General features: G+C 71.3%; 27 protein-coding genes and 1 tRNA gene. 11 read left to right on the top strand and 17 right to left on the bottom strand.

The genetic code is table 11. The features are described 5' to 3' along the window. The first annotated feature begins 218 nt into the window (after positions 1–218). Positions 219–1778 carry a M4 family metallopeptidase gene (locus ACZ7DL_RS04540; RefSeq protein WP_470771968.1) on the top strand — a complete coding sequence of 520 codons (1560 nt, stop codon included), beginning with the start codon at positions 219–221 and terminating at the stop codon, positions 1776–1778. Between the two features lie 37 nt (positions 1779–1815). Here the strand turns inward: ACZ7DL_RS04540 and ACZ7DL_RS04535 are convergent, their stop codons facing one another. After that, a complete protein-coding gene (locus tag ACZ7DL_RS04535; protein WP_470771377.1) occupies positions 1816–3210 on the bottom strand; it encodes a M1 family metallopeptidase in 1395 nt (464 codons plus the stop codon). A gap of 70 nt (positions 3211–3280) precedes the next feature. Between ACZ7DL_RS04535 and ACZ7DL_RS04530 the strand changes: the two genes are divergently transcribed. Next, a complete protein-coding gene (locus ACZ7DL_RS04530) occupies positions 3281–3781 on the top strand; it encodes a hypothetical protein (RefSeq protein ID WP_470771376.1) in 501 nt (166 codons plus the stop codon). A 1-nt stretch (position 3782) separates the two neighbouring features. On the opposite strand, the gene ACZ7DL_RS04525 is transcribed toward ACZ7DL_RS04530, so the two are convergent. Continuing rightward, positions 3783–4475 (bottom strand): pentapeptide repeat-containing protein, encoded by a 693-nt coding sequence (locus ACZ7DL_RS04525; protein WP_470771375.1) that lies wholly within the window; start codon positions 4473–4475, stop codon positions 3783–3785. Between the two features lie 137 nt (positions 4476–4612). On the opposite strand from ACZ7DL_RS04525, the gene ACZ7DL_RS04520 reads away from it, so the two are divergent. Then, positions 4613–5773 carry an FAD-dependent oxidoreductase gene (locus ACZ7DL_RS04520; protein WP_470771374.1) on the top strand — a complete coding sequence of 387 codons (1161 nt, stop codon included), beginning with the start codon at positions 4613–4615 and terminating at the stop codon, positions 5771–5773. Between the two features lie 45 nt (positions 5774–5818). After that, positions 5819–6799 (top strand): zinc-binding dehydrogenase, encoded by a 981-nt coding sequence (locus tag ACZ7DL_RS04515; protein WP_470771373.1) that lies wholly within the window; start codon positions 5819–5821, stop codon positions 6797–6799. Between the two features lie 6 nt (positions 6800–6805). On the opposite strand, the gene ACZ7DL_RS04510 is transcribed toward ACZ7DL_RS04515, so the two are convergent. The 3 genes from ACZ7DL_RS04510 to ACZ7DL_RS04500 are packed head-to-tail and all read right to left on the bottom strand — an operon-like array spanning position 6806 to position 9388. After that, the gene (locus ACZ7DL_RS04510; protein ID WP_470771372.1) at positions 6806–7285 is read right to left on the bottom strand and encodes a GNAT family N-acetyltransferase; all 480 of its coding nucleotides are present in this window, start codon (positions 7283–7285) and stop codon (positions 6806–6808) included. Between the two features lie 32 nt (positions 7286–7317). Further along, positions 7318–8724 (bottom strand): NAD(P)/FAD-dependent oxidoreductase, encoded by a 1407-nt coding sequence (locus ACZ7DL_RS04505; protein WP_470771371.1) that lies wholly within the window; start codon positions 8722–8724, stop codon positions 7318–7320. A gap of 10 nt (positions 8725–8734) precedes the next feature. Continuing rightward, positions 8735–9388, bottom strand: a complete 654-nt coding sequence (locus tag ACZ7DL_RS04500; protein ID WP_470771370.1) for a rhomboid-like protein — start codon at positions 9386–9388, stop codon at positions 8735–8737. Positions 9389–9618: 230 nt separating this feature from the next. Here ACZ7DL_RS04500 and ACZ7DL_RS04495 point away from each other — a divergent pair, with 230 nt between their 5' ends. Then, the gene (locus ACZ7DL_RS04495; protein WP_470771369.1) at positions 9619–10155 is read left to right on the top strand and encodes a GNAT family N-acetyltransferase; all 537 of its coding nucleotides are present in this window, start codon (positions 9619–9621) and stop codon (positions 10153–10155) included. Positions 10156–10254: 99 nt separating this feature from the next. On the opposite strand, the gene ACZ7DL_RS04490 is transcribed toward ACZ7DL_RS04495, so the two are convergent. After that, the gene (locus ACZ7DL_RS04490; RefSeq protein ID WP_470771368.1) at positions 10255–11334 is read right to left on the bottom strand and encodes a fatty acid desaturase family protein; all 1080 of its coding nucleotides are present in this window, start codon (positions 11332–11334) and stop codon (positions 10255–10257) included. A 288-nt stretch (positions 11335–11622) separates the two neighbouring features. Between ACZ7DL_RS04490 and ACZ7DL_RS04485 the strand changes: the two genes are divergently transcribed. Then, positions 11623–11760 carry a hypothetical protein gene (locus tag ACZ7DL_RS04485; RefSeq protein WP_470771367.1) on the top strand — a complete coding sequence of 46 codons (138 nt, stop codon included), beginning with the start codon at positions 11623–11625 and terminating at the stop codon, positions 11758–11760. Here the strand turns inward: ACZ7DL_RS04485 and ACZ7DL_RS04480 are convergent. Beyond that, positions 11750–11923 carry a CsbD family protein gene (locus ACZ7DL_RS04480; protein ID WP_470771366.1) on the bottom strand — a complete coding sequence of 58 codons (174 nt, stop codon included), beginning with the start codon at positions 11921–11923 and terminating at the stop codon, positions 11750–11752. The genes ACZ7DL_RS04485 and ACZ7DL_RS04480 overlap by 11 nt on opposite strands. Before the next feature lie 443 nt (positions 11924–12366). Here ACZ7DL_RS04480 and ACZ7DL_RS04475 point away from each other — a divergent pair, with 443 nt between their 5' ends. Further along, positions 12367–13455, top strand: coding sequence for a YihY/virulence factor BrkB family protein (locus ACZ7DL_RS04475; protein ID WP_470771967.1), 1089 nt, complete (start codon positions 12367–12369; stop codon positions 13453–13455). On the opposite strand, the gene ACZ7DL_RS04470 is transcribed toward ACZ7DL_RS04475, so the two are convergent. Both ACZ7DL_RS04470 and ACZ7DL_RS04465 read right to left on the bottom strand, forming a co-directional pair. Then, positions 13430–13552: a hypothetical protein gene (locus tag ACZ7DL_RS04470; protein WP_470772009.1), complete on the bottom strand. Its 123-nt coding sequence runs from the start codon at positions 13550–13552 to the stop codon at positions 13430–13432. The two genes, ACZ7DL_RS04475 and ACZ7DL_RS04470, sit on opposite strands and share 26 nt — an antisense overlap. 340 nt (positions 13553–13892) lie before the next feature. Continuing rightward, positions 13893–13966, bottom strand: a tRNA-Thr gene (locus tag ACZ7DL_RS04465). A gap of 207 nt (positions 13967–14173) precedes the next feature. Between ACZ7DL_RS04465 and ACZ7DL_RS04460 the strand changes: the two genes are divergently transcribed. From ACZ7DL_RS04460 to ACZ7DL_RS04450, 3 genes are all read left to right on the top strand, one after another. Continuing rightward, positions 14174–15310, top strand: coding sequence for an ABC transporter ATP-binding protein (locus ACZ7DL_RS04460; protein WP_470771365.1), 1137 nt, complete (start codon positions 14174–14176; stop codon positions 15308–15310). 187 nt (positions 15311–15497) lie between these two features. Beyond that, a complete protein-coding gene (locus ACZ7DL_RS04455) occupies positions 15498–15959 on the top strand; it encodes a hypothetical protein (RefSeq protein WP_470771363.1) in 462 nt (153 codons plus the stop codon). Positions 15960–16081: 122 nt separating this feature from the next. Beyond that, entirely contained in the window at positions 16082–16813 is a 732-nt protein-coding gene (locus ACZ7DL_RS04450) for a nucleotidyltransferase family protein (protein ID WP_470771362.1), read from the top strand. 125 nt (positions 16814–16938) lie between these two features. On the opposite strand, the gene ACZ7DL_RS04445 is transcribed toward ACZ7DL_RS04450, so the two are convergent. From ACZ7DL_RS04445 to ACZ7DL_RS04415, 7 genes are all read right to left on the bottom strand, one after another. Continuing rightward, positions 16939–18624: a DoxX family protein gene (locus tag ACZ7DL_RS04445; protein WP_470771361.1), complete on the bottom strand. Its 1686-nt coding sequence runs from the start codon at positions 18622–18624 to the stop codon at positions 16939–16941. A gap of 128 nt (positions 18625–18752) precedes the next feature. Further along, positions 18753–19694 carry a 23S rRNA (guanosine(2251)-2'-O)-methyltransferase RlmB gene (rlmB, locus tag ACZ7DL_RS04440; protein ID WP_470771360.1) on the bottom strand — a complete coding sequence of 314 codons (942 nt, stop codon included), beginning with the start codon at positions 19692–19694 and terminating at the stop codon, positions 18753–18755. A gap of 89 nt (positions 19695–19783) precedes the next feature. Further along, positions 19784–21187 (bottom strand): cysteine--tRNA ligase, encoded by a 1404-nt coding sequence (cysS, locus tag ACZ7DL_RS04435; RefSeq protein ID WP_470771359.1) that lies wholly within the window; start codon positions 21185–21187, stop codon positions 19784–19786. A gap of 58 nt (positions 21188–21245) precedes the next feature. Then, the gene (locus ACZ7DL_RS04430) at positions 21246–21650 is read right to left on the bottom strand and encodes a PPOX class F420-dependent oxidoreductase (protein ID WP_470771358.1); all 405 of its coding nucleotides are present in this window, start codon (positions 21648–21650) and stop codon (positions 21246–21248) included. 57 nt (positions 21651–21707) lie between these two features. Further along, complete coding sequence (ispF, locus tag ACZ7DL_RS04425; protein WP_470771357.1) at positions 21708–22205, bottom strand: 2-C-methyl-D-erythritol 2,4-cyclodiphosphate synthase; 498 nt, start codon at positions 22203–22205, stop codon at positions 21708–21710. Beyond that, positions 22195–22947: a 2-C-methyl-D-erythritol 4-phosphate cytidylyltransferase gene (ispD, locus tag ACZ7DL_RS04420; RefSeq protein ID WP_470771355.1), complete on the bottom strand. Its 753-nt coding sequence runs from the start codon at positions 22945–22947 to the stop codon at positions 22195–22197. Before ispD ends, ispF begins: the two co-directional genes overlap by 11 nt. 280 nt (positions 22948–23227) lie before the next feature. Beyond that, positions 23228–23710 (bottom strand): CarD family transcriptional regulator, encoded by a 483-nt coding sequence (locus ACZ7DL_RS04415; RefSeq protein WP_003953493.1) that lies wholly within the window; start codon positions 23708–23710, stop codon positions 23228–23230. 615 nt (positions 23711–24325) lie between these two features. Here ACZ7DL_RS04415 and ACZ7DL_RS04410 point away from each other — a divergent pair. After that, the gene (locus tag ACZ7DL_RS04410; protein ID WP_470771354.1) at positions 24326–25006 is read left to right on the top strand and encodes a copper chaperone PCu(A)C domain-containing protein; all 681 of its coding nucleotides are present in this window, start codon (positions 24326–24328) and stop codon (positions 25004–25006) included. A 267-nt stretch (positions 25007–25273) separates the two neighbouring features. Here the strand turns inward: ACZ7DL_RS04410 and phoP are convergent, their stop codons facing one another. Next, a complete protein-coding gene (gene phoP, locus ACZ7DL_RS04405) occupies positions 25274–25945 on the bottom strand; it encodes a two-component system response regulator PhoP (RefSeq protein WP_018568744.1) in 672 nt (223 codons plus the stop codon). Positions 25946–25948: the final 3 nt, after the last annotated feature.

The following is a 25948-nucleotide window of genomic DNA, read 5'->3' as shown; positions in this document are numbered from 1 at the left end:
AAGTCTTGACGGCACCCTGTCAAACAGAGGGGTTGCGGTGTCACCCTCTCCTTCACCCGCCGCAACTCTGTGCATCCCCTGTGACCCACCTGTGTCTCCCCCCACGAGACCAGTCAGAAGGAGATCGAGTGAGACAGCAGTCCCACGACACCGGCGCCGCCACCCGTACTCCCCGCAAGACAGCCGTGCGCGCCGCCGCCCTGGTCGGCTCGGCGGCCATGGTCGTCCTCGCTCTGCAGAACGGTCCCGCGACCGCCGCACCCGCGCCGCACCCGGCCGGCGCCAAGTCCGTCGCGCTCAGCGCCCCGGCCCGCGCCGCCGCTCTGCGGTCGGCCCAGGAGCACGCCGGTGCGGCGGCCCGTGAACTCGGCCTCGGTGCCAAGGAGAAGCTGGTCGTCCGGGACGTCGTCAAGGACGCCGACGGCACCGTGCACACCCGCTACGAGCGCACCTACGCCGGTCTGCCGGTGCTCGGCGGCGACCTGGTCACCCACGTGGCCGAGAACGGTGCGCTCAAGGGCGTCAACAAGGCGGTCAAGGCCCGGATATCCGTGCCGACGACCACCGCCGCCGTCCCGGCGGCGAGCGCGGAGAAGACCGCTCTCAAGGCCGCCGGCACCGCGAAGGCCACCGCCGCCGGCGCCCGCAAGGTCGTGTGGGCGGCCGGCGGCACGCCGGTCCTCGCCTACGAGTCCGTCGTCAAGGGCCTCCAGCACGACGGCACCCCGAGCGAACTGCACGTCATCACGGACGCCCGGACCGGCAAGAAGATCTACTCCTACGAGGGGATCGACACCGGCACGGGCACCAGCCAGTACAGCGGCACCGTCCCGCTCGGCACCACCGCCGCCTCCTCCGGCGGCTACGACCTGGTCGACGGCGGCCGCGGCGGTCACAAGACGTACGACCTGAACAGCGGCACCAGCGGCACCGGCACGCTCTTCCACGACGCCGACGACGCCTGGGGCGACGGCACCGTCAACAACCGCCAGACCGCCGCCGTCGACGCCGCCTACGGCGCCGCCGTCACCTGGGACTTCTACAAGTCCGCGTTCAACCGCAGCGGCATCGCGGGCGACGGCAAGGCCGCCTACTCCCGCGTCCACTACGGCAACGCCTACGTCAACGCCTTCTGGTCCGACAGCTGCTTCTGCATGACGTACGGCGACGGCACCAACAACGCCGACCCGCTGACCTCGCTCGACGTGGCCGGCCACGAGATGAGCCACGGCCTGACCGCGGCCACCGCGAAGCTCAACTACAACCGTGAGTCCGGCGGTCTGAACGAGGCCACCTCCGACATCTTCGGCACCTCGGTGGAGTTCTTCGCGAACAACTCCACCGACGCCGGTGACTACCTCATCGGCGAGAAGATCGACATCAACGGCGACGGCACCCCGCTGCGCTACATGGACAAGCCCAGCAAGGACGGCGCCTCCGCCGACTACTGGTCGAAGACGGTCGGCCGCCTCGACGTGCACTACTCGTCCGGTGTCGCCAACCACTTCTTCTACCTGCTGTCCGAGGGCAGCGGCGCGAAGACGATCAACGGGGTCTCCTACAACTCCCCGACCTACGACGGCTCCGCGGTCACCGGCATCGGCCGGGCCAAGGCGGCCCAGATCTGGTACAAGGCCCTGACCACGTACTTCACCTCGACCACCACCTACGCGGGTGCCCGCACCGGCACCCTGCAGGCCGCGGCCGACCTGTACGGCTCGGGCAGCGCGGAGTACAACGCGGTGGCGGCGGCCTGGAAGGCCGTCAACGTCAAGTAGTCCCGCACGCGCGGAACACCACAGGCCGGGCCGCCCGTCACGGGTGGTCCGGCTTGCCGTCTCCGTACAGCCAGTCCTTCCAGATCTGGCCGAAGTCCTCGTCCGGGGCCTTCTTCTCCACGAAGGCGGTGAAGTCGGCGGTGTTCGCGGTGCCGTGGCGGTGGGCCGCGGCCCAGCCCTGGAGGATGTCGTAGAAGGTGTCGTCGCCCACCTTCTGGCGGATCTTCTCCAGGACCATCGCACCGCGCTGGTAGACGGGGCTGTCGGAGATGTGCGCGGCACTGGAGGGTTTCGCCGGCGGAAAGGCCCAGATCGCCTCGTCGTCGTCCTCGTACAGCTCGGTGAACGTCTCCTCGGTGCTCTTGTCGCCGAAGTCCTCCTCGTACAGCCACTCCGCGTAGGTCGCGAAGCCCTCGTTCAGCCACATGTCCCGCCAGCTCTCGGGGGTGACCGAGTCGCCGTACCACTGGTGGGCGAGTTCGTGCACGAGCGTGCTGGTGTCGAACTGGTCGCCGGGGAAGAGGGGCCGGTTCTGGGTCTCCAGGGCGTAGCCGACGTCGTGCGGCCGGTCGACGATCGCGCCGGTGGAGGAGAAGGGGTAGGGCCCGAAGTTGGTCTCCGCCCAGTCGATGATCTCGGGTATCTCCGCGAGGACGTCCTTGCTCGCCTTGGCCTGGGTGGGGTCGACGGCGGTGAGGATCGGCAGGCCGTGCGGGCCCGTGGTGCGCGAGATGTCGTAGTGGCCTATCGCGACGGTGGCGACATAGCTCGCCATGGGCTGGGTGGTGTGCCAGTGGTAGGCCGTACGGCCGCCCTGGTCGCGCCGTTCCGTCAACTCACCGTTGGAGACGGCCTGGAGGCCCTTCGGCACGGTGACCGTGATGTCGTAGGCCGCCTTGTCGGAGGGGTGGTGGTTGCCGGGGAACCAGGCCATGGAGCCGACGGGTTCGCCGACGGCGAGGGCGCCGTCGGCGGTGGGCAGCCAGCCCTCCTCGGAGTCATCGGGGTCGGTGAGGGTGCGCGGGCTGCCCGAGTAGTGCACGGTCGCGCGGAAGGTCTCCCCCTTGCGGAGGTCGTCGTGCGGGCGGACGGTGAGTTCCCGGCCGGCGCGGCTCCAGCGGGCGTCCTTGCCCTCGACGCGGACCGAGTCGACGTGCAGCCCGGCGAGGTCCAGGTCGAAGGCCGACAGGTCCTTGGTGGCCCGGGCGGTGATCACGGCCGTGCCGGTGAGACGGCGGGTGGCCGGGGTGTAGTCCAGGGTGAGGGCGTAGTGGCCGACGTCGTAACCGCCGTTGCCGGCCTTCGGGAAGTACGGGTCGCGTACGCCGGAGCCGCCCGGGGTGCCCCGCACACCGCCGTCGCACGCGGTGCCGGTGAGAGCGAGGGCGAGCAGGGCGGCGACGGCCGGGACAAGGCGTACGGATCTGGACATGCCAGTGATCTTAGGCGGCCGGGTCGCACCGGGGGCGGGATCCGGCGGACCGGCGTGACACCATCTCCCCGTGCTCGACATCGGCTACGCCCTCTCCAACCGGTTCCCGGACCCGCCGCAGACCGACTACCGCCGCGCGGACGTGCACGCGCTGCGGCACGACCTGTTCTGCGGAGACGTCTATCTCGCGGACACCGAGACCGACCGGGAGCTGTCCACAGCCTGGGGATGGGTGCCCGTGCTGGACTTCGCATGGGCGCTGTGCGACATCGTGGAGCGGCTGGACCGGGATCCGATGGGCTCCCGCGCCGCCCGGCCGCAGCGGGCGGAGCTGGACTTCACCGAGTCCACCGACCGGATGCTCTTCGAGCGCCGCTTCGGCTGGGTGGACATCACCGCCGACTGGATGCCGGCCGAGGAGTCCCCGCTGACCTTCTCCCACACCGAACTCCGCCGCGAGGCCCGGGACTTCCTGCACGACCTGATCGCGGACCTGACCGACCTCCATGACGACCTCGCGGAGAACCCGGCGATCTGGACCCTCCAGGCCCGCTTCCCCCGGCTGCCCTGACTCACCCCTCCACCCGGATCCCCAGCTCCGCCGCCAGCACCGGGGCCAGATCCAGCAGCTGGCCCGGGCTGATCACCGCGCCGGAGAGCCGGTCCAGGCCGCGGCCGATCTCCAGCGGGTCGGCACCGCGGAGGTCCACGTCCTTCAGGGTCGCCCCGCCGAAGTCGGCCCCCTTCAGGGCGCAGCCGGTGAACTCCACGCGCTCCAGGTGCGCGCCCGCGAAGTCCGGCTCCACCAGGACGCAGGAGTCGAAGACGACGTCCGTGAGGCGGGCCTCGCGGAGGTTCAGGCAGTCGATCTTGCCGCCGCGGACCAGGACCCGCTCCAGCACCGCGCCGTGCAGCTGGGTGCCGCCCAGCCGCGGGTCGACCAGCTCCACGTCCCGGAAGGTGGCCTCGGCCAGCTGCGTGCCGACCCCGCGCAGCCCGGTCAGCACCGAGTCCAGCACCCGGGCCCGCCCGAGTGCCGTGTCGTCCACCGCGCAGCCCGTCAGTGCGCAGTCCATGAAGCGGGCGCCCACGCCGTCCTGCCCGGCCAGGTCCAGCTCCCTGAACTCCAGCCCGTCATAGTCACCGTCCGGCTCCAACTCCTCTGCCGGCCACGGCTCCAGGGGCGGCAGCCGCAGCTCCGGCCGTCGCGCGCCCTTCACCCCTGCCCGGCCCGCCGGCCGGCTTCCCGTCGCTCGCCTCACCATGCGCCCATGCTGCACCCCGCCACTGACAATCCGCCCGGAGCTGCGAAGACGCCCCGGAGCGGCCGGTGATGTCACATTCCCGAGGGCCTGGGCCGTCGTACTCCCCGAGCAGGTGAACCGACCCCAGGGAGACCCCCATGCACCGCATCACCGTCATCGGCGGCGGCTTCGCCGGACTCACCGCCGCGATCACCGCCGCCGAGGCCGGCGCGAAGGTCACCGTGTACGAGGCCCACCACACCCTGGGCGGACGCGCCCGGACGGCGGAGGGGCCGTACCGGACCAACGAAGGGCCGCACGCGCTCTACGCCGGCGGACCGCACTGGACCTGGCTGCGGCAGCGAGACCTGATCGGCCCGCTCGCCGCGCTGCCGCCCCTGGAGGCCGCCCGGCTGCGGCTGCGCCACCACGGCGTGCTGCGCCGCACCCCGCCCTTCGCCATGCTCAAGCTGGTGCGGCGCCGGATCGGCCCGGCCCCCGTCGACGCCGACTTCCTCGGCTGGGCCACCGGGCTCGCCGGCGAGGAAGGCGCCCGCGCGGCGGCGAACTACGCGGCCGTGGCCCTCTTCCACCACGACCCGGGCAGCCTGTCCGCGGCCTTCGTGCAGGAGCGCCTGCGCCGGGCCACCAAGCTGCCGCCGGAGGCGCACTATCCGCGCGGCGGCTGGGCGTCGGTCGTCGAGCGGATGGCCGCGCGGGCCTGGAACATGGGCGTGCGGATCGAGACGGGGTCCCGGGTGGCGGAGCTGCCGGAGGACACCCCGGTCGTCGTCGCCACCCCCCTGCCCGCCGCCCGCAGCCTGCTCCGCGACTCCTCGCTGACCTGGCCCGGCGGCCGTACCGTCCTCCTCGACCTCGCCGTCCGCGCCCGGCGCGGGGACCCCTTCGCCGTCTCCGACCTGGACGCGCCCGGCTGGATCGAGCGGTTCACCGCGCAGGACCCGTCCCTCGCGCCGGCCGGGGAGCAGCTGCTCCAGGGGCAGTTCCCGGTCGGGCCCGGCGAGACCCGGGCCGACGGTCTCGCCCGCGCCGAACAGCTGCTCGACCTGGGGTTCCGGGGCTGGCGGGAGCGGGTGACCTGGCGCCGGGAAGCCGTGGCGGACGACCGTACCGGGGCCGTGGACCTGCCGGGCCGCAGCTGGCGGGACCGGCCCGCGGTGGACCGCGGCGACGGGGTCTACCTCGCGGGCGACCAGGTGGCGGCCCCGGGCGTACTTGCGGAGGTGTCCTTCAACAGCGCGGTGACGGCGGTGTCCCTGATCCTCGGCCGGTCCGCCCTTGACCTCAAGCGCGCTTGAGGTCGGAGGCTGAGCGTCACACAGCATCGTCTCCCTGGGGGTCCCGTGCACGCCGTCCGTCTGTACACCTTCGGCCCGGCCGAGAACCTGACCTACGAGGAGGTCGCGGACCCGGTCCCGGGCCCCGGCCAGGTGCGGATCACGGTCGCCGCGGCCGGCGTGCACCTGCTCGACGCGGCCCTGCGAGAGGGACACCGGGGCCCGGCGCCCGAGCTGCCCGCCCTGCCGACCGTGCCCGGCCGGGAGGTCGCCGGGGTCGTCGACGCGCTCGGCGACGGTGTGGACGGCCTGTGGCTCGGCCGGCGGGTGGTGGCCCACCTCGGCTTCGCGCCCGGCGGGTACGCCGAACTCGCCGTCACCGAGGTCGAACGCCTCCACGACATCCCGGAGCACCTGGACTTCGCCGCGGCCGTCGCCATGATCGGAACCGGCCGTACGGCGCTGGGCATCGCCCAGTTCGCCGAGCCGGGACCGGACGACGTGGTGGTCGTACCGGCCGCGGCGGGCGGCATCGGCACCCTGCTCGTGCAGTACGCCAAGAACGCCGGGGCGAGCGTGGTCGGCCTCGCGGGCGGCCCGGAGAAGACCACCCGGGCACGGGCGAACGGCGCCGACCTCGCCGTCGACTACACCGACCCCGACTGGCCGGCCAAGGTCCGCGCCCACCTCGGCGCGCAGGGAAAGGGGCCCGCCACGATCGTCTACGACGGCGTCGGCGGCCAAGTCGCCCGGGAGGCCGTCGCCCTGCTCGGCCCCGGCGGCCGGCACCTGGTCTTCGGCTGGTCGGCGGAGGGCATCGCGCAGGGCCAGGGGTACCTCGTCGGGGGCGTCTCCCAGTCCGTGCTCGGCCCGGCGATGCTCCGGAAGGCGGGCGGCCTGCGCGCGCTGGAGCTGCGGGCCCTCGCCGAGGCCGCCCGAGGCCGGCTGCGCCCGGCCGTCACCCGCTTCCCGCTCGCGCAGGCCGCCGCCGCGCACCGGGCGCTGGAGCAGCGCGGCACGATCGGCAAGGTGGTGCTGGAACCATGACCGGAGTCAGTGACCTGAGCCCAGCGCGGCCAGCGGCCCGTCCGTGAGCCGGTACACCGTCCACTCGTCCTGCGGGCGGGCGCCCAGCGCCTCGTAGAAGCCGATCGCCGGCCGGTTCCAGTCCAGCACCGACCACTCCAGCCGCTCGTACCCCCGCTCCACGCAGATCCGCGCCAGCTCGGTCAACAGCGCCCGCCCGTGCCCGCCGCCGCGCGCGCCGGGACGGACGTACAGGTCCTCCAGGTAGATCCCGTGCACCCCGCGCCAGGTGGAGAAGTTCAGGAACCACAGCGCGAAACCGACCGGCTCGCCGCTGTCCTCGTCCACCGCCAGGTGCGCGAAGGCGGCCGGCCGCTCCCCGAACAGCGCCTCCCGCAACTGCTCCTGGCTCGCCCGCGCCTCGTCCGGAGCCTTCTCGTACGCGGCCAGCTCGCGGATCAGGGCGTGGATGACGGGGATGTCGGCGGGGGTCGCGGTGCGAATCATGCGGCGAGGGTAACCGCCCCGCCTCCCGGGTCTCAGTGCCGTCCCGCCACCCGGTCCGCCACCTTCGCCAGCCGCGAGGACTGCGTGCCGGGGCGGAGGCGTTCGCGCTGGTCGGCGGCGCGGTAGGTGGCGTACATGCCCTGGACTCCCAGCCAGCGGAAGGGTTCCGGCTCCCACTTGCGGACCTTGTGGTTCACCCACGGCAGGTCCGTCAGCTCGGTCCGGCCGCCCTGGCCGGAGTCCTGCTGGACCAGGTCGCGCAGGGTGCGGGCGGCCAGGTTGGTGGTGGCGACGCCGGAGCCGACGTAACCGCCCGCCCAGCCGAGGCCGGTGGAGCGGTCCAGGGTGACGGTCGCGCACCAGTCGCGCGGCACGCCGAGGACGCCCGACCAGGCGTGCTCGACGCGGACGCCCGCGAGAGCGGGGAAGAAGCGGGTCAGGATCTCCCGCAGGGCCTCGACGGTCGCCTCCTGCGTGCGGCCGTCGTTGTCGGTGCGCGAGCCGAAGCGGTACGGCACCCCGCGCCCGCCGAGCGCGATCCGGCCGTCGGCCGTGCGCTGGGCGTACATGTAGGCGTGCGCCATGTCGCCCAGGGTCTCCCGGCCCGCCCAGCCGATCGCCGCCCACTGCTCCTCGGTCAGCGGCTCGGTGGCGATCATCGAGGAGTTCATCGGCAGCCAGGTCCGCCGCTGCCCCTTCAGGGACGCGGTGAAGCCCTCGGTGCAGCGCAGGACGTACGGGGCGCGGACCGTGCCGTACGGGGTCACCGCGTGTTTGGGGCGGATCTCCGTCACCGGCGTCGACTCGTGGATCGTCACCCCGAGCGCCTCCACGACCGCCGCGAGGCCCTTGACCAGCTTCACCGGGTGCAGCCGGGCCCCGTGCGGGGTCCAGGCCGAGCCGACCGCGTCCGCGACCCGGATCCGCTCGGCGGTCTCCCGGGCCCCGTACAGCTCCCGGTCCTTCTCGCCGTAGGCCAGCTCGTGCTCGTGGAACGCCCGCAGCCGGGCCAGCTGGGCCGGGGTCGTCGCGACTTCCAGGACCCCGCCCTTGTGCACGTCGGCGTCGATGCCCTCCGCCTCGGCGACCGCGATCACCTCGGCCACGGTGTCGTTCATCGCCTTCTGGAGCCGTACGGCGGCCTCGTGGCCGTGCAGTTTCGCGTACCGGTCCCGGCCCGCGATCCCGTTGTACAGCCAGCCTCCGTTGCGGCCGGAAGCGCCGTACCCGCAGAACTTCTGCTCCAGCACCGTGATCCGCAGGAAGGGGGCCGCCTTCTTCAGGTAGTACGCCGTCCACAGGCCCGTGTACCCGCCGCCGACGATGACGACGTCGGCCGTCGCGTCCCCGGACAGCGGCTCCCGCACCGCCGGAAGACCGTCGTCCGCGAACCAGAACGAGATGCCACCGTTGACGACACTGCTTGCCCAGCTGCTCATGGCCGGGACGTTAACCCCTGAGCGCGGCCAGTGTCTCCTTCGGATTCCATGCTTTTCCGCGCCCTCTGACCAGCGGATAGCAGGCCAGGCCGATCAGCACGGAGACGAAGTGCCCGACGTCGGTGAAGGCCGGCGACTCGGTCAGCGGCAGCCCGGAGACGGCCAGCACCACCGCCAGATAGCCGTACCGCCAGGGCGCCGTGATCCGGTAGCCGAGCACCGCGATCACCCCGGCCAGTGCGTAACTCACCCCGATGTCGAGGGTGTCGACCGCCGTGGGCGGGGCCATGCCGTCCCGGATCGCCTTCAGCAGCAGCCCCTCGCTGATCAGCGAGGCCAGCACGTGCGCGAGCGCGCACACCGCCAGCCAGCGGGCGGTGCCCAGCCGGCGCTCGGCCGGCGCGTGGAACACCGTGTACAGGAAGGCGTACGGCACCCAGTGCCCGTCCTCGATCCACATCGCGCTGGTCACCAGCACCCGCACCGGGCTGCGGGACAGCTCGTGGATGTTCGTGGACCGGTGCCGCAGGAAGTGCTGCTCGAACTCCGGCGACATGTGGTGCACGGCGACCGTCGTGACGAACAGGATCCCCAGCCACACATACGTGCCGGGGGCGCTGCGGACGTACGTCCACACCCCGCTCAGGCCCCGGATGATTCCCATGAGCCGATTGACGCACGCCGGTATCGTCCGATTCGTGATCGACATCCCCGGCGAACCGGCAAAGGAGTTCGTCGCGCTCGGCCCGTCCTCCGCCACCTGCTTGACCCGTTGTTCTTCGAGTTCGTCCCGTTCCGCGGAAGGCAGGTGCCGTCGGCCGTGCAACCGACGACTTCACATCAACCTGACCAGTGCTATCGAGCACCCGTGCGAGCCCATGCGAAGATCCCGACGTGACCGATCTGCGCTTCCGCCTCGCCGAGGAGACCGACCTCGCCACTCTCGTCCGTCTGCGTGACGACGCTGCCCGCTGGATGCTCACCCAAGGCATCACCGACCAGTGGCAGCCCGGTCAGCTCGACGAGGACCACTTCCGCAGGACCATGGCCGGTGGTGAGGTCTGGCTCGCCGAGGCCGACGGCCACGTGGCCGGGGCATGGGAGCTGTGGTGGGAGGACGAGGACGCCTGGGGACCCCAGCCGCCGGTGGCCGGCTACGTGCATCGGCTGATGGTGGACCGCAGCCACGCCCAGCCGGGGACGGGACGGTTCCTGCTGCGCGCCGCGGAGCGCCGCATCGCCGCGACGGGGCGGGCGTTCGTGCGTCTGGACTGCTTGGCCGGCAACGCGCGCCTGAACTCCTACTACCTGGACGCCGGCTACCGGGTCGTCGGCCACAAGGCAGGCAAACCGCAGCCGGGCGGTGCACCCAAGTCTTTCACCCTCCTGGAGAAGGCCTGCGGACCGGCCGCGGGGTCCCAGCGACTGTAACGGCCGCCATGACGTCGGCCCGGCTTCCGTTGGGCCTCGGGGCGCTTCCAGCAGGTCCGCCGGGAGGGCTCATGCACCGCAGCTCCGCAGGACTCATGGTCACCGGTCACGTCCACCGGTGGCTGCGGCATGCCGCTGGGCACGGACGCGGGCATGCCTGAGCGGTGCTCCGGCCTGATGGAGGCTGGTGAGGGCCAGCCGGTAGGAGGTGATCAGCCCGGTCTCCACGTAGTCCAGACCCAGTTCCTGGCAGTATCGCCGGACGATGGTCCGGGCCTTGCGCAGGTTGGGGCTGGGCATGCTGGGAAACAGGTGGTGCTCGATCTGATGGTTCAGCCCGCCCAGCGCGATGTCGGTGAACCAGCCGCCGCGCACGTTGCGTGAGGTGAGCACCTGGCGGCGCAGGAAGTCCGGGCGGTCTTCGCCTGTCAGGATCGGCATGCCCTTGTGGTTGGGGGCGAAGACGGAGCCGAGATAGACGCCGAACAGGCACTGGTGGACGGCGAGGAAGACGATCGCCATGCCGGGCGGCAGCAGCCACAGCAGGACGGCCAAGTAGGCCGCGAAGTGCGCGAACAGCAGGACGCCGTCGAGCGTTCGGTGCCTGAGCGAGCGATTGGCCAGCGCCTTCACGCTCGAAACGTGCAGGTTGAAGCCTTCCAGCGTGAGGAGCGGAAAGAACAGGAACGCCTGCCAGCGGCCGATCAGGCGGGGGAGCCCCCTGGCGGCCCGGGCCTGATCCTGGGACCAGACCAGCAGGTCGGGGTCGAGGTCGGGGTCGAGTTCCTCGTGGTTGGGGTTGGCGTGATGGCGGGTGTGTTTGTCCTGCCACCACCCGTAGCCCATCCCGATACCGGCACCGGCGATCCGTCCGGACACCTCGCTGGCCCGGCGCCGCCGGAACACCTGGCGGTGGGCCGCGTCATGGGCGAGTAGGGCGACCTGGCCGAAGACGACGGCAAGGAAGGCGGCGACCGCCAATGTCCACCAACTGTCGCCGATGAGCGCGACGGCGGCCCACCCTCCGGCGTAGAGCCCGGCGACCACTGTGGTCCGCACTGCGTAATAGGCGGGACGGCGTTCCAGCAGGCCGGCCTCAGCGATCTTTCTCGACAACCGGGCGAAGTCGCTGCCGGATGTCTCCGAGAGCGGGGGACGGACCGTGGTGCTTCTGCTCATGATGGTGAAGCTCTCTCCGAAGGAGGCAGATGGCTCGGCACCGCCTTGGGAGCTGCTGACACCGGGCCGCAGGTAGGGATGCGCTTCCGCCACTGCGGGATGCGCATCGCACGACCGCGGAGCAAGGAAGACGTCTGCTTCGTCTGCCGGCGGCAGCGCAGGCCCTTCGTCCGAATGCGGGTTCCCCGCGTAGCAGGTCTCACGCCGTGACAGGACGGGCAGGGCTTTTCCGGAGCGATCCGCGCTTCACGGCAGAACCGAGGCCGGCCCGTGAAACGTGAGGCGACCGTGACCGTTCTCGCGACCCTTTTTCTCCATGGCGGCGGTTCCGCAACGCCCTTCGGCGTTGCGGATGGTCAGGTCGGCAGCGCGCCGGGCACCGCCTACGCGTCGTCGGCGCCGCGCAGCGAACTGGTCAGTGTTTGAAGGCGTCCTTGATCTTTGCCGCAGCCTGCTTGAGGTTGCCCTTGACCTGGTCTCCACGGCCTTCCGCCTGCAGGCGCCGATTGCCGGTGACGCGGCCGGTCGTCTTCTTGGCACCGCCCTTCATCGCTTCGGCTCCGTGCGCGATCTTCTTCGCGATACTCATGGGTGGCCACCCTGGGTGAGTTGTCTTGTGGGGTGTGGCAGGAGGACTGTCCCGTGGCGCTGACGTCAGCGTTCGTGTGTGCGGTGGCGACCTGCCGAGGGCGGGCCGGTGCGCAGACACGTGCGGTCCGCTCCGGCGACCGCCATCCGGGGCCGGGGGCAGATCACCGTGGGATGGGTTCCCCCGCGCGTTCGCGTTCTCCGCGCGGGCGGGATCGCGTGGGTCGACCAGGTCGTCGCGGTCCCTCCTGGTGGAGGCCGTATCGCGAGGATCTACCTGATCCCACAGTAGAACCACACCGCCCCCGAGGCCACGGGGAAGCGGGACGCAGGGGTGGGGGCTTCGCCGCTGGGATGCCTGTTCCCGTCGCCGTGGGTACCTGGATGCCTGTTCCCGTCGCCGTAGGTACGCTGAGAGCGGGTGTTCTTCATGGAACCACTGACATGGAACCACTGACGAGGCTGCCTCTGATCGCACGGCTGAGGGGTACGCACGTGTGGCGGGCGTTCGCGCGGCTGGGTGCGGTCCACTGGTCCCGGCTCGCCGCCGCCATCACCTTCACCAGTTTCGTCGCCCTCTTTCCACTGATCACCGTCGGCGCGGCGATCGGCGCTGCGCTGCTGAGCAAGGACCAGCTCGGGAAGCTCCAGGACAAGATCGCCGCCCAGGCTCCGGGCCTTTCCGATCTGCTGAACCTGAACAGCCTGGTCGCGCACGCCGGAAGCGTCGGACTCATCGCGGGCGCGCTGCTGCTCGTGATCGGCGTCAACTGGGTAGGCGCCCTGCGCGGGTGTCTGCGTGCGGTGTGGGAGAAGGAGCAGGACCCCGGAAACCCGATCCTGCTCAGGCTCAAGGACGCCGGTGTGCTGGTCGGTCTCGGCGTGGTCGGGCTGGTCGCCATGGGCAGTTCCGTGTTCGCGAACAGTGCGGTCGGCTGGACCGCCGACAAGGTCGGGATCGAGGGTGGGGCGGGACGGGCACTGCTGTTCTTCGCCGGCCTGGTCATCGCCCTGCTCGTCGACTTCCTGTTGCTGGTCTACGTGCTCACCCGGCTACCGCAGGTGCATCCCGGCCGCCGAGCGGTCGTGGTCGCCGGCCTGATCGGTGCGGTCGGCTTCGAGCTGCTGAAGCTGCTGCTGACCGGCTATCTGCAGGGCGTCGCGGGGAAGAGCATGTACGGCGCCTTCGCCGTGCCGGTCGCTGTCGTGCTGTGGATCAACTTCATGGCCAGGTTGCTGCTGTTCTGCGCCGCTTGGACGGCGACGGCGGTGCGGTCCGGTGAAACAGCCGAGGGTGCGGGCCCGGATCCCGGGATCAGCCCCGCGGCGGGCGAGTCATCGCGGGGCGCGGCGGCCCACGGCGGACCAGCACCGCGCCGTACTGCGGCTCCACCGCGCGGTTCCTCCGGCCTCGGACGCGAGGCGAACCGAGACCGCATTTCGTCTTGGCCGGTTCGCCGACGCCCCGAGGCCCGCACGACGGCGCACACCACCTTGGGCGAATGCCTTATCGGGACTGCTCGTGCCGGGTGAACGCGGCGATCAGGCCATGGGCTGTGGTGTCGTCGGAATCGGTCCCGTCGGCCTCGGCGCCTTCGAAGGTGGCAGCCTCGGCGCTGCGGGGGAACATGGCCTGCTCGTATTCGATGAGGGCGGCTCGAGGGCGAGTTGTCCGTTGTAGTCGTGGATGTCGAGCATTCCGCCTGCGAACGCGCAGTCGGGGAGGGCTCCGCCTCGTAGACCGTGGCCGGTATTCCGTGGACGTGCAGGACGCGGGCGAGCGTGAGGGCCGACGGCGTGCGATCCGGCGCCGAGGAGATGCCGGCGGATGCCGGGGAATCCGCAGCCGAGCCCGGCCCGGTGACGCATCCGCTCACGCACCGCTCACGCAAACGGCCCCGGACGAGGAGTCCGAGGCCGCGTAAAACGCCTTCCCGGGGAGAAACCCCAGGTCAGCACGGTATAAGGAGAGCCCCCTGTCGGATTCGAACCGACGACCTTCGCTTTACAAGAGCGGCGCTCTGACCAGCTGAGCTAAGGAGGCGTGCACCAGGGTGCTCGTGCAGTGTACCCAGCTCCACGGCATGTCCCGTCGAAAATTTCCGCGAAGTTCACAGGGGTCCGGGTACTGACAGAGCGAGTGAACGCCAGGTACTGTCCTGACCCAGTTCACTCCGGTGGACTACACCAACCACCTTCCTACAACGGATCGTCCGGCACGTTCCTGCCGGTAGAAGGGGGCCCATTCACCATGGCCACTGTCACGTTCGACAAGGCGACCCGGATCTACCCGGGTTCGACCAAGCCCGCCGTCGACCAGCTCGACATCGCGATCGAGGACGGCGAGTTCCTCGTCCTGGTCGGCCCGTCCGGTTGCGGAAAGTCCACCTCCCTGCGGATGCTCGCGGGCCTGGAGGACGTCAACGGCGGCGCCATCCGCATCGGTGACCGCGACGTCACCCACCTGCCGCCCAAGGACCGGGACATCGCCATGGTGTTCCAGAACTACGCCCTCTACCCGCACATGACGGTCGCCGACAACATGGGCTTCGCGCTCAAGATCGCCGGCGTCAACAAGGCGGAGATCCGGCAGAAGGTCGAGGAGGCCGCGAAGATCCTCGACCTCACGGAGTACCTGGACCGCAAGCCGAAGGCGCTCTCCGGCGGTCAGCGCCAGCGTGTCGCCATGGGCCGCGCGATCGTCCGCGAGCCGCAGGTCTTCCTCATGGACGAGCCGCTGTCCAACCTGGACGCCAAGCTCCGCGTCTCCACCCGTACGCAGATCGCGTCCCTCCAGCGCCGCCTCGGCATCACCACCGTCTACGTCACCCACGACCAGGTCGAGGCCATGACGATGGGCGACCGGGTGGCGGTCCTCAAGGACGGCCTGCTCCAGCAGGTCGACTCGCCGCGGAACATGTACGACAAGCCCGCGAACCTCTTCGTCGCCGGCTTCATCGGCTCCCCCGCCATGAACCTGGTCGAGGTGCCGATCACCGACGGCGGCGTGAAGTTCGGCAACAGCGTCGTCCCGGTGAACCGGGACGCCCTGACGGCCGCCGCCGACAGGGGCGACCGCACGGTGACCGTCGGCGTCCGTCCCGAGCACTTCGACGTGGTCGAGCTGGGCGGCGGTGCCGCCGCGTCCCTGACGAAGGACAGCGCGGACGCGCCGGCCGGTCTCGCCGTCTCGGTCAACGTGGTCGAGGAGCTGGGCGCCGACGGCTACGTCTACGGCACCGCCGAGGTCAGCGGCGAGGTCAAGGACCTGGTCGTCCGCGTCAACGGACGCCAGGTCCCGGAGAAGGGCTCCACGCTGCACGTCGTGCCGCGGCCGGGCGAGATCCACGTGTTCTCCACGTCCACGGGCGAGCGGCTCTCCGACTGACACGGCTTCGACGAGAGGGCCCCGCGGTCTGACCGCGGGGCCCTTCCCGTTGAGGTGCGGATACCCCGGCACAGCGATCATTCCGGGCGTCGGGCGTCAACCCGTTACCCACAAAGCGGTGCGATCTCATCCCCCATAAGGGTGACTCAATGTCTCCAAATCATCACTGCACGCTACCCTCACACGCGTGAAGCACTCCACCACCCCGCAGACGCGACGCGGCCACCGGGGCGGCCCTGCCCGCCGGATCGGCCGTTCTCTCGCCCTCGTCCTGCCCGTCGTCCTGGTGCTCTCCGGGACCCTCGCGGTCACCCGGGTCGACTGGACCGGCAGCCCGTCCAGCTCGGTGCTGGCCGCCTCCGACATCTCGCCGGCGGAGGTCCCCGCCAAGACGGTCACCCGCGCCCCGCAGGACGTGCTCCGCGACCAGCTGATGACCGAGCTCCAGGAGAAGAACCCGGGGGTCGTCCTCACGCACCTCCAGCAGGCCGTCAACGGACACCCCTCGCTGGCCCGGCACTGCTCCTCCATCGCCCGCGCCCTCGGCAAGGCCGCGGTGCGCATCTACGGCGCCCCGCGCGCCCAGTCGTACGCCCGCCCGGTGTGCGACACGGCCTTCGCCTCGGGCATCCTGGCCGCCCACAGCTGAGCACCGGGAGCCGGCCGCCCGGCGGAGCGCACGGCCGGCTCCCGGTGGCAAGCGGGTAACGGCTCACCGAGGAGCACGTTGCCGCCGGCGCACCGCGGTGGGGCGCCACGTACAGTGCGGTCATGACCCATCCGAACGCCGCGTCGCGCCCCACTCAAGCCGTGATCCTGGCCGGTGGCCAGGGCTCCCGGCTGCGTCCGTACACCGACGACCGGCCCAAGCCGATGGTCGAGATCCCCGGTACGGGCACTCCGATCATCGGCCACCAGCTCGCCTGGCTCGCCGAGGAAGGTGTGACGGACGTGGTGGTCTCCTGTGGCCACCTCGCCGAGGTCCTCCAGAAGTGGCTGGACTCGGCCGACCTGCCCGTCTCCGTCACCACGGTCGTGGAGACCGAGCCGCTGGGCCGCGGCGGCGGCCTGCGGTACGCGGCGGCGCATCTGCCGCACCCCGACCGGGCCTGGTACGCCACGAACGGGGACATCTGGACGCGGTTCTCCCTGCGGGACATGGCCGACTTCCACACCGAGCGGGGTGCCGTGGCCACGCTGGCGCTGGCCCGCCCGCGCATCCCCTGGGGAGCGGTACGGACCGACGGGTTCGGGCACATCACCGACTTCATCGAGGCGCCGCCCTCCACGTTCGAGATCAACGCGGGTGTGTACGTCTTCTCGCCGGAGTTCGCCGCGCTGCTTCCCGAGCGGGGGGATCACGAGCGGACCACGTTCCCGCGGCTGGCCCGGGAGAAGAAGCTCGCCGGGTTCCCCCTGCCGCAGGGGGCCTATTGGCGGGCCATCGACACCGCGAAGGATCTGACCGAGGCGGCCAAGGAATTGGCGGCTTTGGGTCGGTAGCCGGCTGCGGGTGCGCATGGGCCGGTCGCGCGGTTCCCCGCGCCCCTCGGGCCGGTTCACTTCTCGTCACTCGAAAGGGCCCCGTACCTTCCCTCGGTACGGGGCCCCTTGTCGTCGGGTCACTGTCAGCCCAGCAGGCCGCCCACCAGGTCCGTCTGGCCGGAGGAGGAGCTGCCGCCGCCGGAGCTGGTCGTGCCGCCCGTCGAGGACGTACCGCCCGTGGTGGTGCCGCCGCCCGTGGTGGTGGGGCCCGCCGTCGTGCTCGGGGCGCCACCCGTCGGGGGCGACTGGCGGGGCGGGACCTGGCCCGTGGTGCCCTGGGTCTGGCTGGGCGTCGTGGTGGTGGCGCCGGCGGTGCTGCGGCTGGCACCCGGGGTCGTGGCCGCCCCGGAGGGGCTCGCGCCGGCCGTGGCGCCGCCCGTCGGCGAGGCGGAGGCCGCCGGGGTGCTCTTGTGCCGCTTGCCGGGCTCCTGTGGGAGCGGGGAGCCAGGGAGCTGGTTGCGGGGGGCCTCGCCGGGGCCGGGGACGACCACCCGGCTGGAGTCGCGGACCGCGCCGCCCAGCAGGGAGCCGATGAGCAGGGTCAGGCCGACCGTGATGAACGTGATCAGCGCGCCGCGGCGCAGCACGTAGTGGCGCAGCTCCCAGATGTCGGCGCGGGGGCCGAGCCGGCGCCAGGCGCCGCCCGCGAGGCGGCCGTCGATGGAGTAGACGGGGGCGCCGGCGATGATCAGCGGAGACCAGGCGGCGAGGTAGATGATGTCCGGGGCGTCGTAGACGGGGACGGTCTTCCAGCTGACCGTGACGATCAGGGCGGCGGAGAGCAGGGCGCCGACCACCGCGGCCACGCGCTGCCAGCAGCCCAGGATGGTCAGCACGCCGACGACGACCTGGAGGAAGGCGATGACCAGGCCGGAGCCGACCGGATGCTGCAGGGCGAACTGGCGCAGCGGCTCGGCCACGTCCCAGGGATGCAGGGTGTTGAGCCACTTGACCATGGAGCCGCGCTTGCCGCCGTCGAAGTAGACGGGGTCGCACAGCTTGCCCATGCCGGCGTAGATGGAGATGAAGCCGAGGAAGATGCGCAGGGGCAGCAGGACGACGCCGAGGTTCAGCCGGCGGCCGGGGTAGTAGGCGTGCCGGGCCAGGTCGTCGCCCTGGCGCCTGACGGGGCGCGCGTGGTCCTCGTCCAGGTCGCTGTCGGTGTCGGTGTCGGTGTCGGCCGGGTACGAGTCGTACGGCGCGTAGTCGGTGTCCGGGTAGGCGGGGTCGTCGTAGGCCCCGGTGGCCGTGCGCATGTGCGGCAGGAGACGGGTGCCGTCGGCGTAGGCGGGGGTGCGCTGGTGGCCGACGACGGGGGCCTCGACGGTCTGGTCGAGGTCGTCGTAGGTGTCGGCGTAGCCCGTCTGGACGCGCGGGATGACCTGGGTGGCGCCGGCCTCGGCCTCGTCGGCGTGGCGGACGCTGCTGCCCCGCACGGCTTGGAGGAGCCGGTGGGCGCCGGTGTCGTCGGGGGCGGACCTGCCGCTCCACACGACGGGGCGGCGGCGGCCGGTGGCGCCGGCCCGGCTCGCCGTGCCCACGACGGGCATCCGGGGAGCGGCGTCCTGGCCGGCGCTCAGGTGCCGGGCGATACGCGGGGATTGGGTCCGACTCGCCGCCGCGCCCAGCTGCACGCGGAAGCTGGCGTGGTTGACGATGACCTGCGCCGGATCGCTCGGCACCTTCACCATGCTCAGCGCGGGAGCGTCGTCGTAACCCGACGAGCGGTCCCCCGTGGGTGTGCGGGGTGTTCTGGTGTCCACACTCATCTAACCGAGTGACGTGGCGTTAGGACACTGCTTTGACCGGCCGGATGTGTCCGGACCCCGTCAAAGCCGCCCGGAACGCCATATGGACGCCCGAATTACCCCGCAGGGGTGAAGTTCCGGACGGGTGTTCAGCTCCGCCGGCGCGCCGCCTCGTACAGCACGATCCCCGCGGCCACACCCGCGTTCAGCGACTCCGCGCCACCCGGCATCGGGATCCGGACCCGGAAGTCGCAGGTCTCGCCGACCAGGCGGGACAGGCCCTTACCCTCGCTGCCCACGACGATGGCGACCGGGCCCGCCAGGGCCTCCAGGTCGCCGAGTTCGACCTCGCCGTCCGCGGCCAGGCCGACCACCGTGACCCCGGCCTTCTTGTACAGCTCCAGGGTCCGGGTCAGGTTGGTGGCGCGGGCGACCGGGGTGCGGGCGGCCGTACCGGCGGAGGTCTTCCAGGCGCCGGCGGTCATGCCGGCCGAGCGGCGCTCGGGGACGACCACGCCGTGGCCGCCGAAGGCGGAGACGGAGCGGACGACCGCGCCGAGGTTGCGCGGGTCGGTGACCCCGTCCAGGGCGACGACCAGCGGGTCCTCGCCCTCGTCGGCCGCGGCGTCGAGCAGGTCCTCCGGGTGCGCGTACTCGTACGGCGGGACCTGCAGGACCAGGCCCTGGTGGTTCAGGCCGTTCGTCATGCGGTCCAGCTCGGGACGCGGGGCCTCCATCAGGTTGATGTTGCCGCGCTCGGCGGCGAGCTGGAGGGCCTCGCGGACGCGCTCGTCGTTGTCGATGAACTGCTGGACGTACAGGGTCGAGGCGGGCACGCCCTCGCGGAGCGCCTCGAACACCGGGTTACGGCCGACGACGAGCTCGGAGGCGGACCTGCCGCCCCCGCGGCGCTGCTGCGTGCGGCCCTGGGCGCGGCGGGCCTTGGCAGCGGCGGCACGCTGCTTGGCGTGGCCCTTGCGCATCTCGGCGGGCGGGGTCGGACCCTTGCCCTCCAGGCCCCGGCGCCGCTTGCCGCCGCTGCCGACCTGCGCGCCCTTCTTGCCGGACATGCGGCGGTTGTTCGCGGCCATGACCTACCTGTTCTCTGCGAAAGTGTGCGTACGTCTATGCAGTGTGCCGCCCGGAGGGCCGGGCGGCACAATCGATCAAGGGCCGGCGCTCAGCGCGACCCGAGGCTCCAGCGCGGACCCTGCGGGCTGTCCTCGATGACCAGCCCGGACTGCTTGAGCTGATCACGGATGGCGTCGGCGGTGGCCCAGTCCTTGCGGACACGGGCGGACTCGCGCTGGTCGAGGACGAGGCGTACGAGGCTGTCGACCACGCCGTGCAGGTCCTCGCCGCGGTCGCCGCTCTCGTCGGCCCAGTGCGGGTCGAGCGGGTCGAGACCGAGGACGCCGAGCATGGCCCGCACCTCGGCGAGCCGGGCCACGGCGGCCTCCTTGTCGTCGGCGGCCAGCGCGCTGTTGCCCTGCCGGACGGTGGTGTGCACGACGGCGAGGGCCTGCGGGACGCCCAGGTCGTCGTCCATCGCCTCGGCGAAAGCGGGCGGGACCTCGGCGGACGGTTCGACGGTCTTCCCGGCCAGCTCGGTGACCCGCTGGACGAAGCCCTCGATCCGCGCGAACGCGGACTCGGCCTCGCGCAGCGCGTCCTCGCTGTACTCGATCATCGAGCGGTAGTGCGGGGTGCCCAGGTAGTAGCGCAGCACGATCGGGCGCCACTGCTTGACCATGTGGCCGACCAGGACGCTGTTGCCGAGCGACTTGGACATCTTGTCGCCGGCCATGGTGACCCAGGCGTTGTGTACCCAGTACTGGGCGAAGTCGTCGCCGTACGCCTTGGCCTGGGCGATCTCGTTCTCGTGGTGCGGGAAGATCAGGTCCAGGCCGCCGCCGTGGATGTCGAAGGCGCTGCCCAGGTACTTGTGGGCCATCGCCGAGCACTCCAGGTGCCAGCCGGGGCGGCCCGGGCCCCACGGGGTCGGCCAGGTCGGCTCCCCCGGCTTGGCGGACTTCCACAGGGCGAAGTCGCGCGGGTCCCGCTTGCCGGTCTCGCCGGTGCCCGAGGGCTGCTGGAGGTTGTCGAGCTCCTGCCGCGACAGCTGGAGGTAGCCGGGGAAGGAGCGCACGTCGAAATAGACGTTGCCGTCGGCCTCGTAGGCGTGCCCGCGCTCGATCAGGCCCTGCATCATCTCGACCATCTCGGTGACATGGCCGGTGGCGCGCGGCTCGTACGTCGGCGGCAGGCAGCCGAGGGCGTCGTAACCGTCGTTGAAGGCGCGCTCGTTCTCGTACCCGATCGACCACCACGGCCGGTTCTGTTCGCGGCTCTTGCTGATGATCTTGTCGTCGATGTCGGTGACGTTGCGGACGAACGTCACCTCGTAGCCGCGGTACTCGAACCAGCGGCGCATGATGTCGAAGTTGAGGCCCGAGCGGATGTGGCCGATGTGCGGGGCCGCCTGCACGGTGGCGCCACACAGGTAGATCGAGACACAGCCCGGCTTGACCGGGGTGAAGTCACGGATCTGCCGGGCGCTGGTGTCGTACAGGCGAATAGTCACCACTCCAGGGTAGTGGGCGCCGGACAGTGCCATGCGCCTTTCCTGGGAGGAAGCCGCCTCACAGCCGCCCGACGACCTTCCGCGGCCGGATCCGTACGACCACCCGCTGGGCGTCCTGGGCGGACGCGGGGTTGAAGTCGGCGTAGTCCTTGCCGGTGTACTTGCGGCTGAGTTGGTCGATGAGCTCCCGGCCGCCCTCCGTCGTCATCTCGGCGGTGCCGCGGATCTCGGCGTACTCGTACGGTTCGTCGGGGTTGATGACGACGACCGTCACCCGGGGCTCGCGGTCCAGGTTCCGGTACTTGCGCCGGTCGATCGTCGTGGAGACGAGAAGGTCGTCGCCGTCGCGTTTCACCCATACCGGGGACATCTGCGGGCTGCCGTCGGGCTGGACGGTGCCGAGGACGATGAACACCCTGCCGTCGAGCACGGACTTCAGACGGTCGGACAGTACGGCGGACATGGGCACCCTCCGGAGTCCAGGGATCACTGGTGGTCGTGTGGGTACCCTCGCACGCCCTCAGCTCACCCGCACCACGAGTGCCGTGGCCACCGCCATCAGCCCCTCCTCGCGGCCCGGGAAGCCGAGCCCGTCGGTCGTCGCGCCGGAGACCGACACGGGGGCGCCGGCCGCCTCGGAGAGGATCTTCTGGGCCTCGTCCCGCCGCTTGCCGATCTTAGGGCGGGGGCCGACGACCTGGACCGCGATGTTGCCGACGGTGAAGCCGGCCGCGCGCACGATCCGCGCGGCCTCGGTGAGCAGGGTGACCCCGGAGGCGCCGGACCACTCGGGGCGCCCGGTGCCGAAGTGCTGCCCCAGGTCACCCAGGCCGGCGGCGGAGAACAGGGCGTTGCAGGCCGCGTGCGCGACGACGTCCGCGTCGGAGTGGCCGGCCAGTCCGGGCCCTTCCCCCTCCCATCTCAGGCCCGCGCACCACAGCTCGCGGCCCTCCTCGAAGGCGTGGATGTCGGTGCCGATGCCGACCTGCGGGAGCACGAAGCCGGCCTCAGAACCCATCGTTCAGCCTCCTGCGGGCCAGGACCGCCTCGGCCAGGACCAGGTCCAGGGGGCGGGTGACCTTGAACGCCTCCTCGTGCCCGGGTACGGCCACGACCGTCAGGCCCAGCTGCTCCACCATGCTGGCGTCGTCGGTGACGTTCTCGGTGACGGTCTCGTGGGCGCGGACCAGGGTCGCGCGGTCGAAGCCCTGCGGGGTCTGGACGGCACGCAGCCGGGCCCGCTCGGGCGTGGCGACGACCGGCTCCGGGTCGCCGGCCACGGCGGCGGGCTCCACCTCCTTGACCGTGTCGGCCAGCGGGAGCACCGGGACCACGGCGGGAGCGCCGTCGCGTACGGCCTCGACGACCGCGTCGACCGTGTCGACCGGTACGAGCGGGCGGGCCGCGTCATGGACGAGGACGATGTCGTACGCCGGCGGCAGGGCGTCCAGGCCGAGCCGGACCGACTCCTGGCGGGACTCGCCGCCGGGCACGACCAGGAAGTCGGTGCGGTCGGGGAGCGCGTGCGCGTCGAGCAGGGACTTGACCTCGGCGGCGCCGTCGGGCGGGGCCACGACGATCACCAGCGAGACATGGCGGGACGCGGCGAGGGCGCGGACCGCGTGGATGAGCATGGGCGTGCCGTTCAGCGCGCGGAGCGCCTTGGGGGCGCCCGGACCGAGGCGGACGCCCCGGCCGGCGGCGGGAATCACGGCGGCGACGGGGGTCTGCGCGGGCGTAGGGCGCGATTCGTCAGACATCGGTTCCTGTCAGGTTTGTGTGCTCGACCTACGTGGGTATGGCCTGGAGGAGTGCCGGGCGCGACGCCTTGACCGGACCCTTTCCGTGACCCTGGTCGAGCCATCCGCCCGGGCCCGGCACGTCGAGTATCGGGGGGGCTGTGTCACCGGTTCCCCGAAGAGGACCCCGCTGCGGGGACGAACATGCCGCAGCGCCCGGCGACAGGGTGAGTGTCATCGGGCACCGCGGCATTTCACTGTGCTGAGCGTGCTGGAAGCGATCGTTCGCTGCCGCTGCGCGTCAGGAGGCGAGCACCTCGTCGAGCAGGGCCTCGGCCTTGTCCTCGTTCGTGTTCTCCGCGAGAGCCAGCTCGCTCACCAGGATCTGGCGGGCCTTGGCGAGCATGCGCTTCTCGCCGGCGGAGAGTCCACGCTCGCGCTCGCGACGCCACAGGTCACGCACGACTTCCGCGACCTTGATGACATCGCCGGAGGCGAGCTTCTCCAGGTTTGCCTTGTAGCGGCGAGACCAGTTCGTGGGCTCCTCGGCGTACGGCGCGCGCAGCACCTCGAAGACCCGGTCCAGCCCATCCTGACCGACCACATCACGCACGCCGACGAACTCCGCATTGTCCGCTGGCACACGTACCGTCAGGTCACCCTGGGCGACCTTCAGCACCAAGTAGGTCTTGTCCACGCCTTTGATCTGGCGAGTTTCGATGGCCTCGATCAGCGCGGCCCCGTGATGGGGATAGACCACGGTGTCGCCAACCTTGAACGTCATGTGACAGGTACCCCTTCCGTGGCTATCCAGGGTAACACGGAAACGGCGGGTTCTGAATGGCGTTTTCGCAGGTCAGGGCATATCTCGGGGCTTGACAACAGCAACCGGAACGTGCTGCGGAGCGTCCCGGGAAGCGGGTATTCGCAGGTCGGAGGGGCTCTTCGGGCGGGGTGAAACAGGTACGTTACACACCTCGGGAGGCCGCTCCAAGTGGCGTAACGTCCGGATTTGTCCGGCCCCGCGCGTGCGACTTCCGCTACTCCGTTCGGTGACCGGAGGCGGATGTGAGACGAATCCGGAATTGATCAACGGCGACCGGACGGGTGCCCCGTGATCAATTTTAGGGAGGGCCGCACATTCCTTCACGGAAATTTCGCGGGTGGCGTCGAGAGGGCTCACCGGCGCGTTATGTGAATGACGGACGAGGCTCCGCAATGTGACCGCGGAGTCACTTCCGGGCCGGGCCCGGTACCCCCACCTGGAGGGAAGACCGGGGCTCGGGGGAGGGTCGGGTGCGGGCGCGCGGGAACGGCTCGGTAACCTGAGGCCGCTGACAGACACTTAGGGTGGCTTTATAAGGGGAGCCGCCCGCGCGTTCAAGGAGTTGCCGCCGCCGTGAGCAGCAGCCTTCGACGCGGCGCCCTCGCCGCCTCCGCCATCGTCTTCTCGATCGCCTCGCTCGCCGCCTGTGGCGCCGGCAACAACTCGCAGACCCTGGAGATCAAGCCGGACAACGCGGCGACCAGCGTCGGAGACATCAAGATCCAGAACGCCGTGGTCATCACCCAGCCCGACCTGAAGTCGACGGGTCCCGCGGCGATCTCCGCGACCCTGTTCAACACCGGCCGCAGCGACCAGACCCTCCAGTCGGTCACCGTGGAGGGCAGTGGCGACTCCGCCGAGCTGAAGCCCGCCAAGGGGCAGAAGCTGACCGTTCCGGCCGGCGGCTCGCTGGTCATCGGCGGCAAGGACAACGCCTCCGCGGTGCTGCCCAGCGGCCGTGAGGCCGTCCAGGACGGCAACGCCCAGAAGATCACCTTCACCTTCAGCAAGACCGGCAAGGTGAGCCTGCGCGCCTTCGTGGTCCCGGCCACCAGCTACTTCGACAAGTGGGGCCCGACCGAGATCCCGTCCGCCTCCGCCTCGGCCTCGGCGTCCGCCTCCGGCGCCCCGGGCGCCGACGCGTCCAGCAGCGGCAAGCCGGCGCAGGGCGACAAGGCGAGCCCGTCGTCCTCGGCCACCGGGACGGCCGTCACCCCGAGCGACTCGGCCTCCCAGTCGGCCGCCGGCCACTGACCAGCCGTACGCACGAGGGCGGCACCCCGCACGGGGTGCCGCCCTTCGTCGTGAACCCGGCCCACGGAACCGGCGGCGCGGCCTACGGCGGCCGAGACCGGCCCCGGCCTACGGCTCGAACTTGTAACCCAGCCCCCGCACCGTCACCAGGTACCGCGGCGCTCCCGGGTCAGGCTCGAGCACCATCCTCGACGCACCCCTCGCACCGCTGCGCAGGCTTCGGAGTGCTGCGCCGGACTCCGTCCGGCGGCCGAGACCGGCCCCGGCCTACGGCTCGAACTTGTAACCCAGCCCCCGCACCGTCACCAGGTACCGCGGCGCTCCCGGGTCAGGCTCGATCTTGGCGCGCAGGCGCTTGACGTGGACGTCGAGGGTCTTGGTGTCGCCCACGTAGTCGGCGCCCCAGACGCGGTCGATGAGCTGCATGCGGGTCAGGACGCGGCCGGCGTTGCGCAGGAGCATCTCCAGGAGGTCGAACTCCTTGAGGGGGAGGTCGACCTTCGAGCCCGACACCGTCACCACGTGGCGGTCGACGTCCATGCGGACCGGGCCCGCCTCCAGAGCGGCCGGGGTGACCTCCTCCGGCTCACCGCGGCGGCGCAGGACGGCACGGATACGGGCCACCAGCTCGCGGGACGAGAACGGCTTGGTGACGTAGTCGTCGGCTCCTATTTCGAGCCCGACGACCTTGTCGATCTCGCTGTCCTTCGCGGTCACCATGATCACGGGGACGTTCGAACGGCCGCGCAGCTGGCGGCACACCTCGGTGCCGGGCAGACCCGGCAGCATCAGGTCGAGCAGGACGAGGTCGGCGCCGTTGCGCTCGAACTCGTCGAGGCCGTCGGGGCCGGTGGCCGCCACGGCCACCTCGAAGCCCTCCTTGCGGAGCATGTACGACAGGGCGTCGGAGAAGGACTCCTCGTCCTCGACGACGAGCACTCG

Source organism: Streptomyces sp. NPDC036984, from assembly GCF_055607665.1.
Note: the sequence above shows the minus strand (reverse complement) of the source record. Positions and strands in the feature narration are given on the sequence as shown.

Coding starts and splice junctions, on each gene's coding strand:
- ACZ7DL_RS04540 (WP_470771968.1), top strand. CDS start 219: ATGGTCGTCCTCGCTCTGCAGAACGGTCCCGCGACCGCCGCACCCGCG.
- ACZ7DL_RS04535 (WP_470771377.1), bottom strand. CDS start 3,210: ATGTCCAGATCCGTACGCCTTGTCCCGGCCGTCGCCGCCCTGCTCGCC.
- ACZ7DL_RS04525 (WP_470771375.1), bottom strand. CDS start 4,475: ATGGTGAGGCGAGCGACGGGAAGCCGGCCGGCGGGCCGGGCAGGGGTG.
- ACZ7DL_RS04520 (WP_470771374.1), top strand. CDS start 4,613: ATGCACCGCATCACCGTCATCGGCGGCGGCTTCGCCGGACTCACCGCC.
- ACZ7DL_RS04510 (WP_470771372.1), bottom strand. CDS start 7,285: ATGATTCGCACCGCGACCCCCGCCGACATCCCCGTCATCCACGCCCTG.
- ACZ7DL_RS04505 (WP_470771371.1), bottom strand. CDS start 8,724: ATGAGCAGCTGGGCAAGCAGTGTCGTCAACGGTGGCATCTCGTTCTGG.
- ACZ7DL_RS04500 (WP_470771370.1), bottom strand. CDS start 9,388: ATGGGAATCATCCGGGGCCTGAGCGGGGTGTGGACGTACGTCCGCAGC.
- ACZ7DL_RS04490 (WP_470771368.1), bottom strand. CDS start 11,334: ATGAGCAGAAGCACCACGGTCCGTCCCCCGCTCTCGGAGACATCCGGC.
- ACZ7DL_RS04480 (WP_470771366.1), bottom strand. CDS start 11,923: ATGAGTATCGCGAAGAAGATCGCGCACGGAGCCGAAGCGATGAAGGGC.
- ACZ7DL_RS04475 (WP_470771967.1), top strand. CDS start 12,367: ATGGAACCACTGACGAGGCTGCCTCTGATCGCACGGCTGAGGGGTACG.
- ACZ7DL_RS04470 (WP_470772009.1), bottom strand. CDS start 13,552: ATGTTCCCCCGCAGCGCCGAGGCTGCCACCTTCGAAGGCGCCGAGGCC.
- ACZ7DL_RS04460 (WP_470771365.1), top strand. CDS start 14,174: ATGGCCACTGTCACGTTCGACAAGGCGACCCGGATCTACCCGGGTTCG.
- ACZ7DL_RS04450 (WP_470771362.1), top strand. CDS start 16,082: ATGACCCATCCGAACGCCGCGTCGCGCCCCACTCAAGCCGTGATCCTG.
- ACZ7DL_RS04445 (WP_470771361.1), bottom strand. CDS start 18,624: ATGAGTGTGGACACCAGAACACCCCGCACACCCACGGGGGACCGCTCG.
- rlmB (WP_470771360.1), bottom strand. CDS start 19,694: ATGGCCGCGAACAACCGCCGCATGTCCGGCAAGAAGGGCGCGCAGGTC.
- ACZ7DL_RS04430 (WP_470771358.1), bottom strand. CDS start 21,650: ATGTCCGCCGTACTGTCCGACCGTCTGAAGTCCGTGCTCGACGGCAGG.
- ispF (WP_470771357.1), bottom strand. CDS start 22,205: ATGGGTTCTGAGGCCGGCTTCGTGCTCCCGCAGGTCGGCATCGGCACC.
- ispD (WP_470771355.1), bottom strand. CDS start 22,947: ATGTCTGACGAATCGCGCCCTACGCCCGCGCAGACCCCCGTCGCCGCC.
- ACZ7DL_RS04415 (WP_003953493.1), bottom strand. CDS start 23,710: ATGACGTTCAAGGTTGGCGACACCGTGGTCTATCCCCATCACGGGGCC.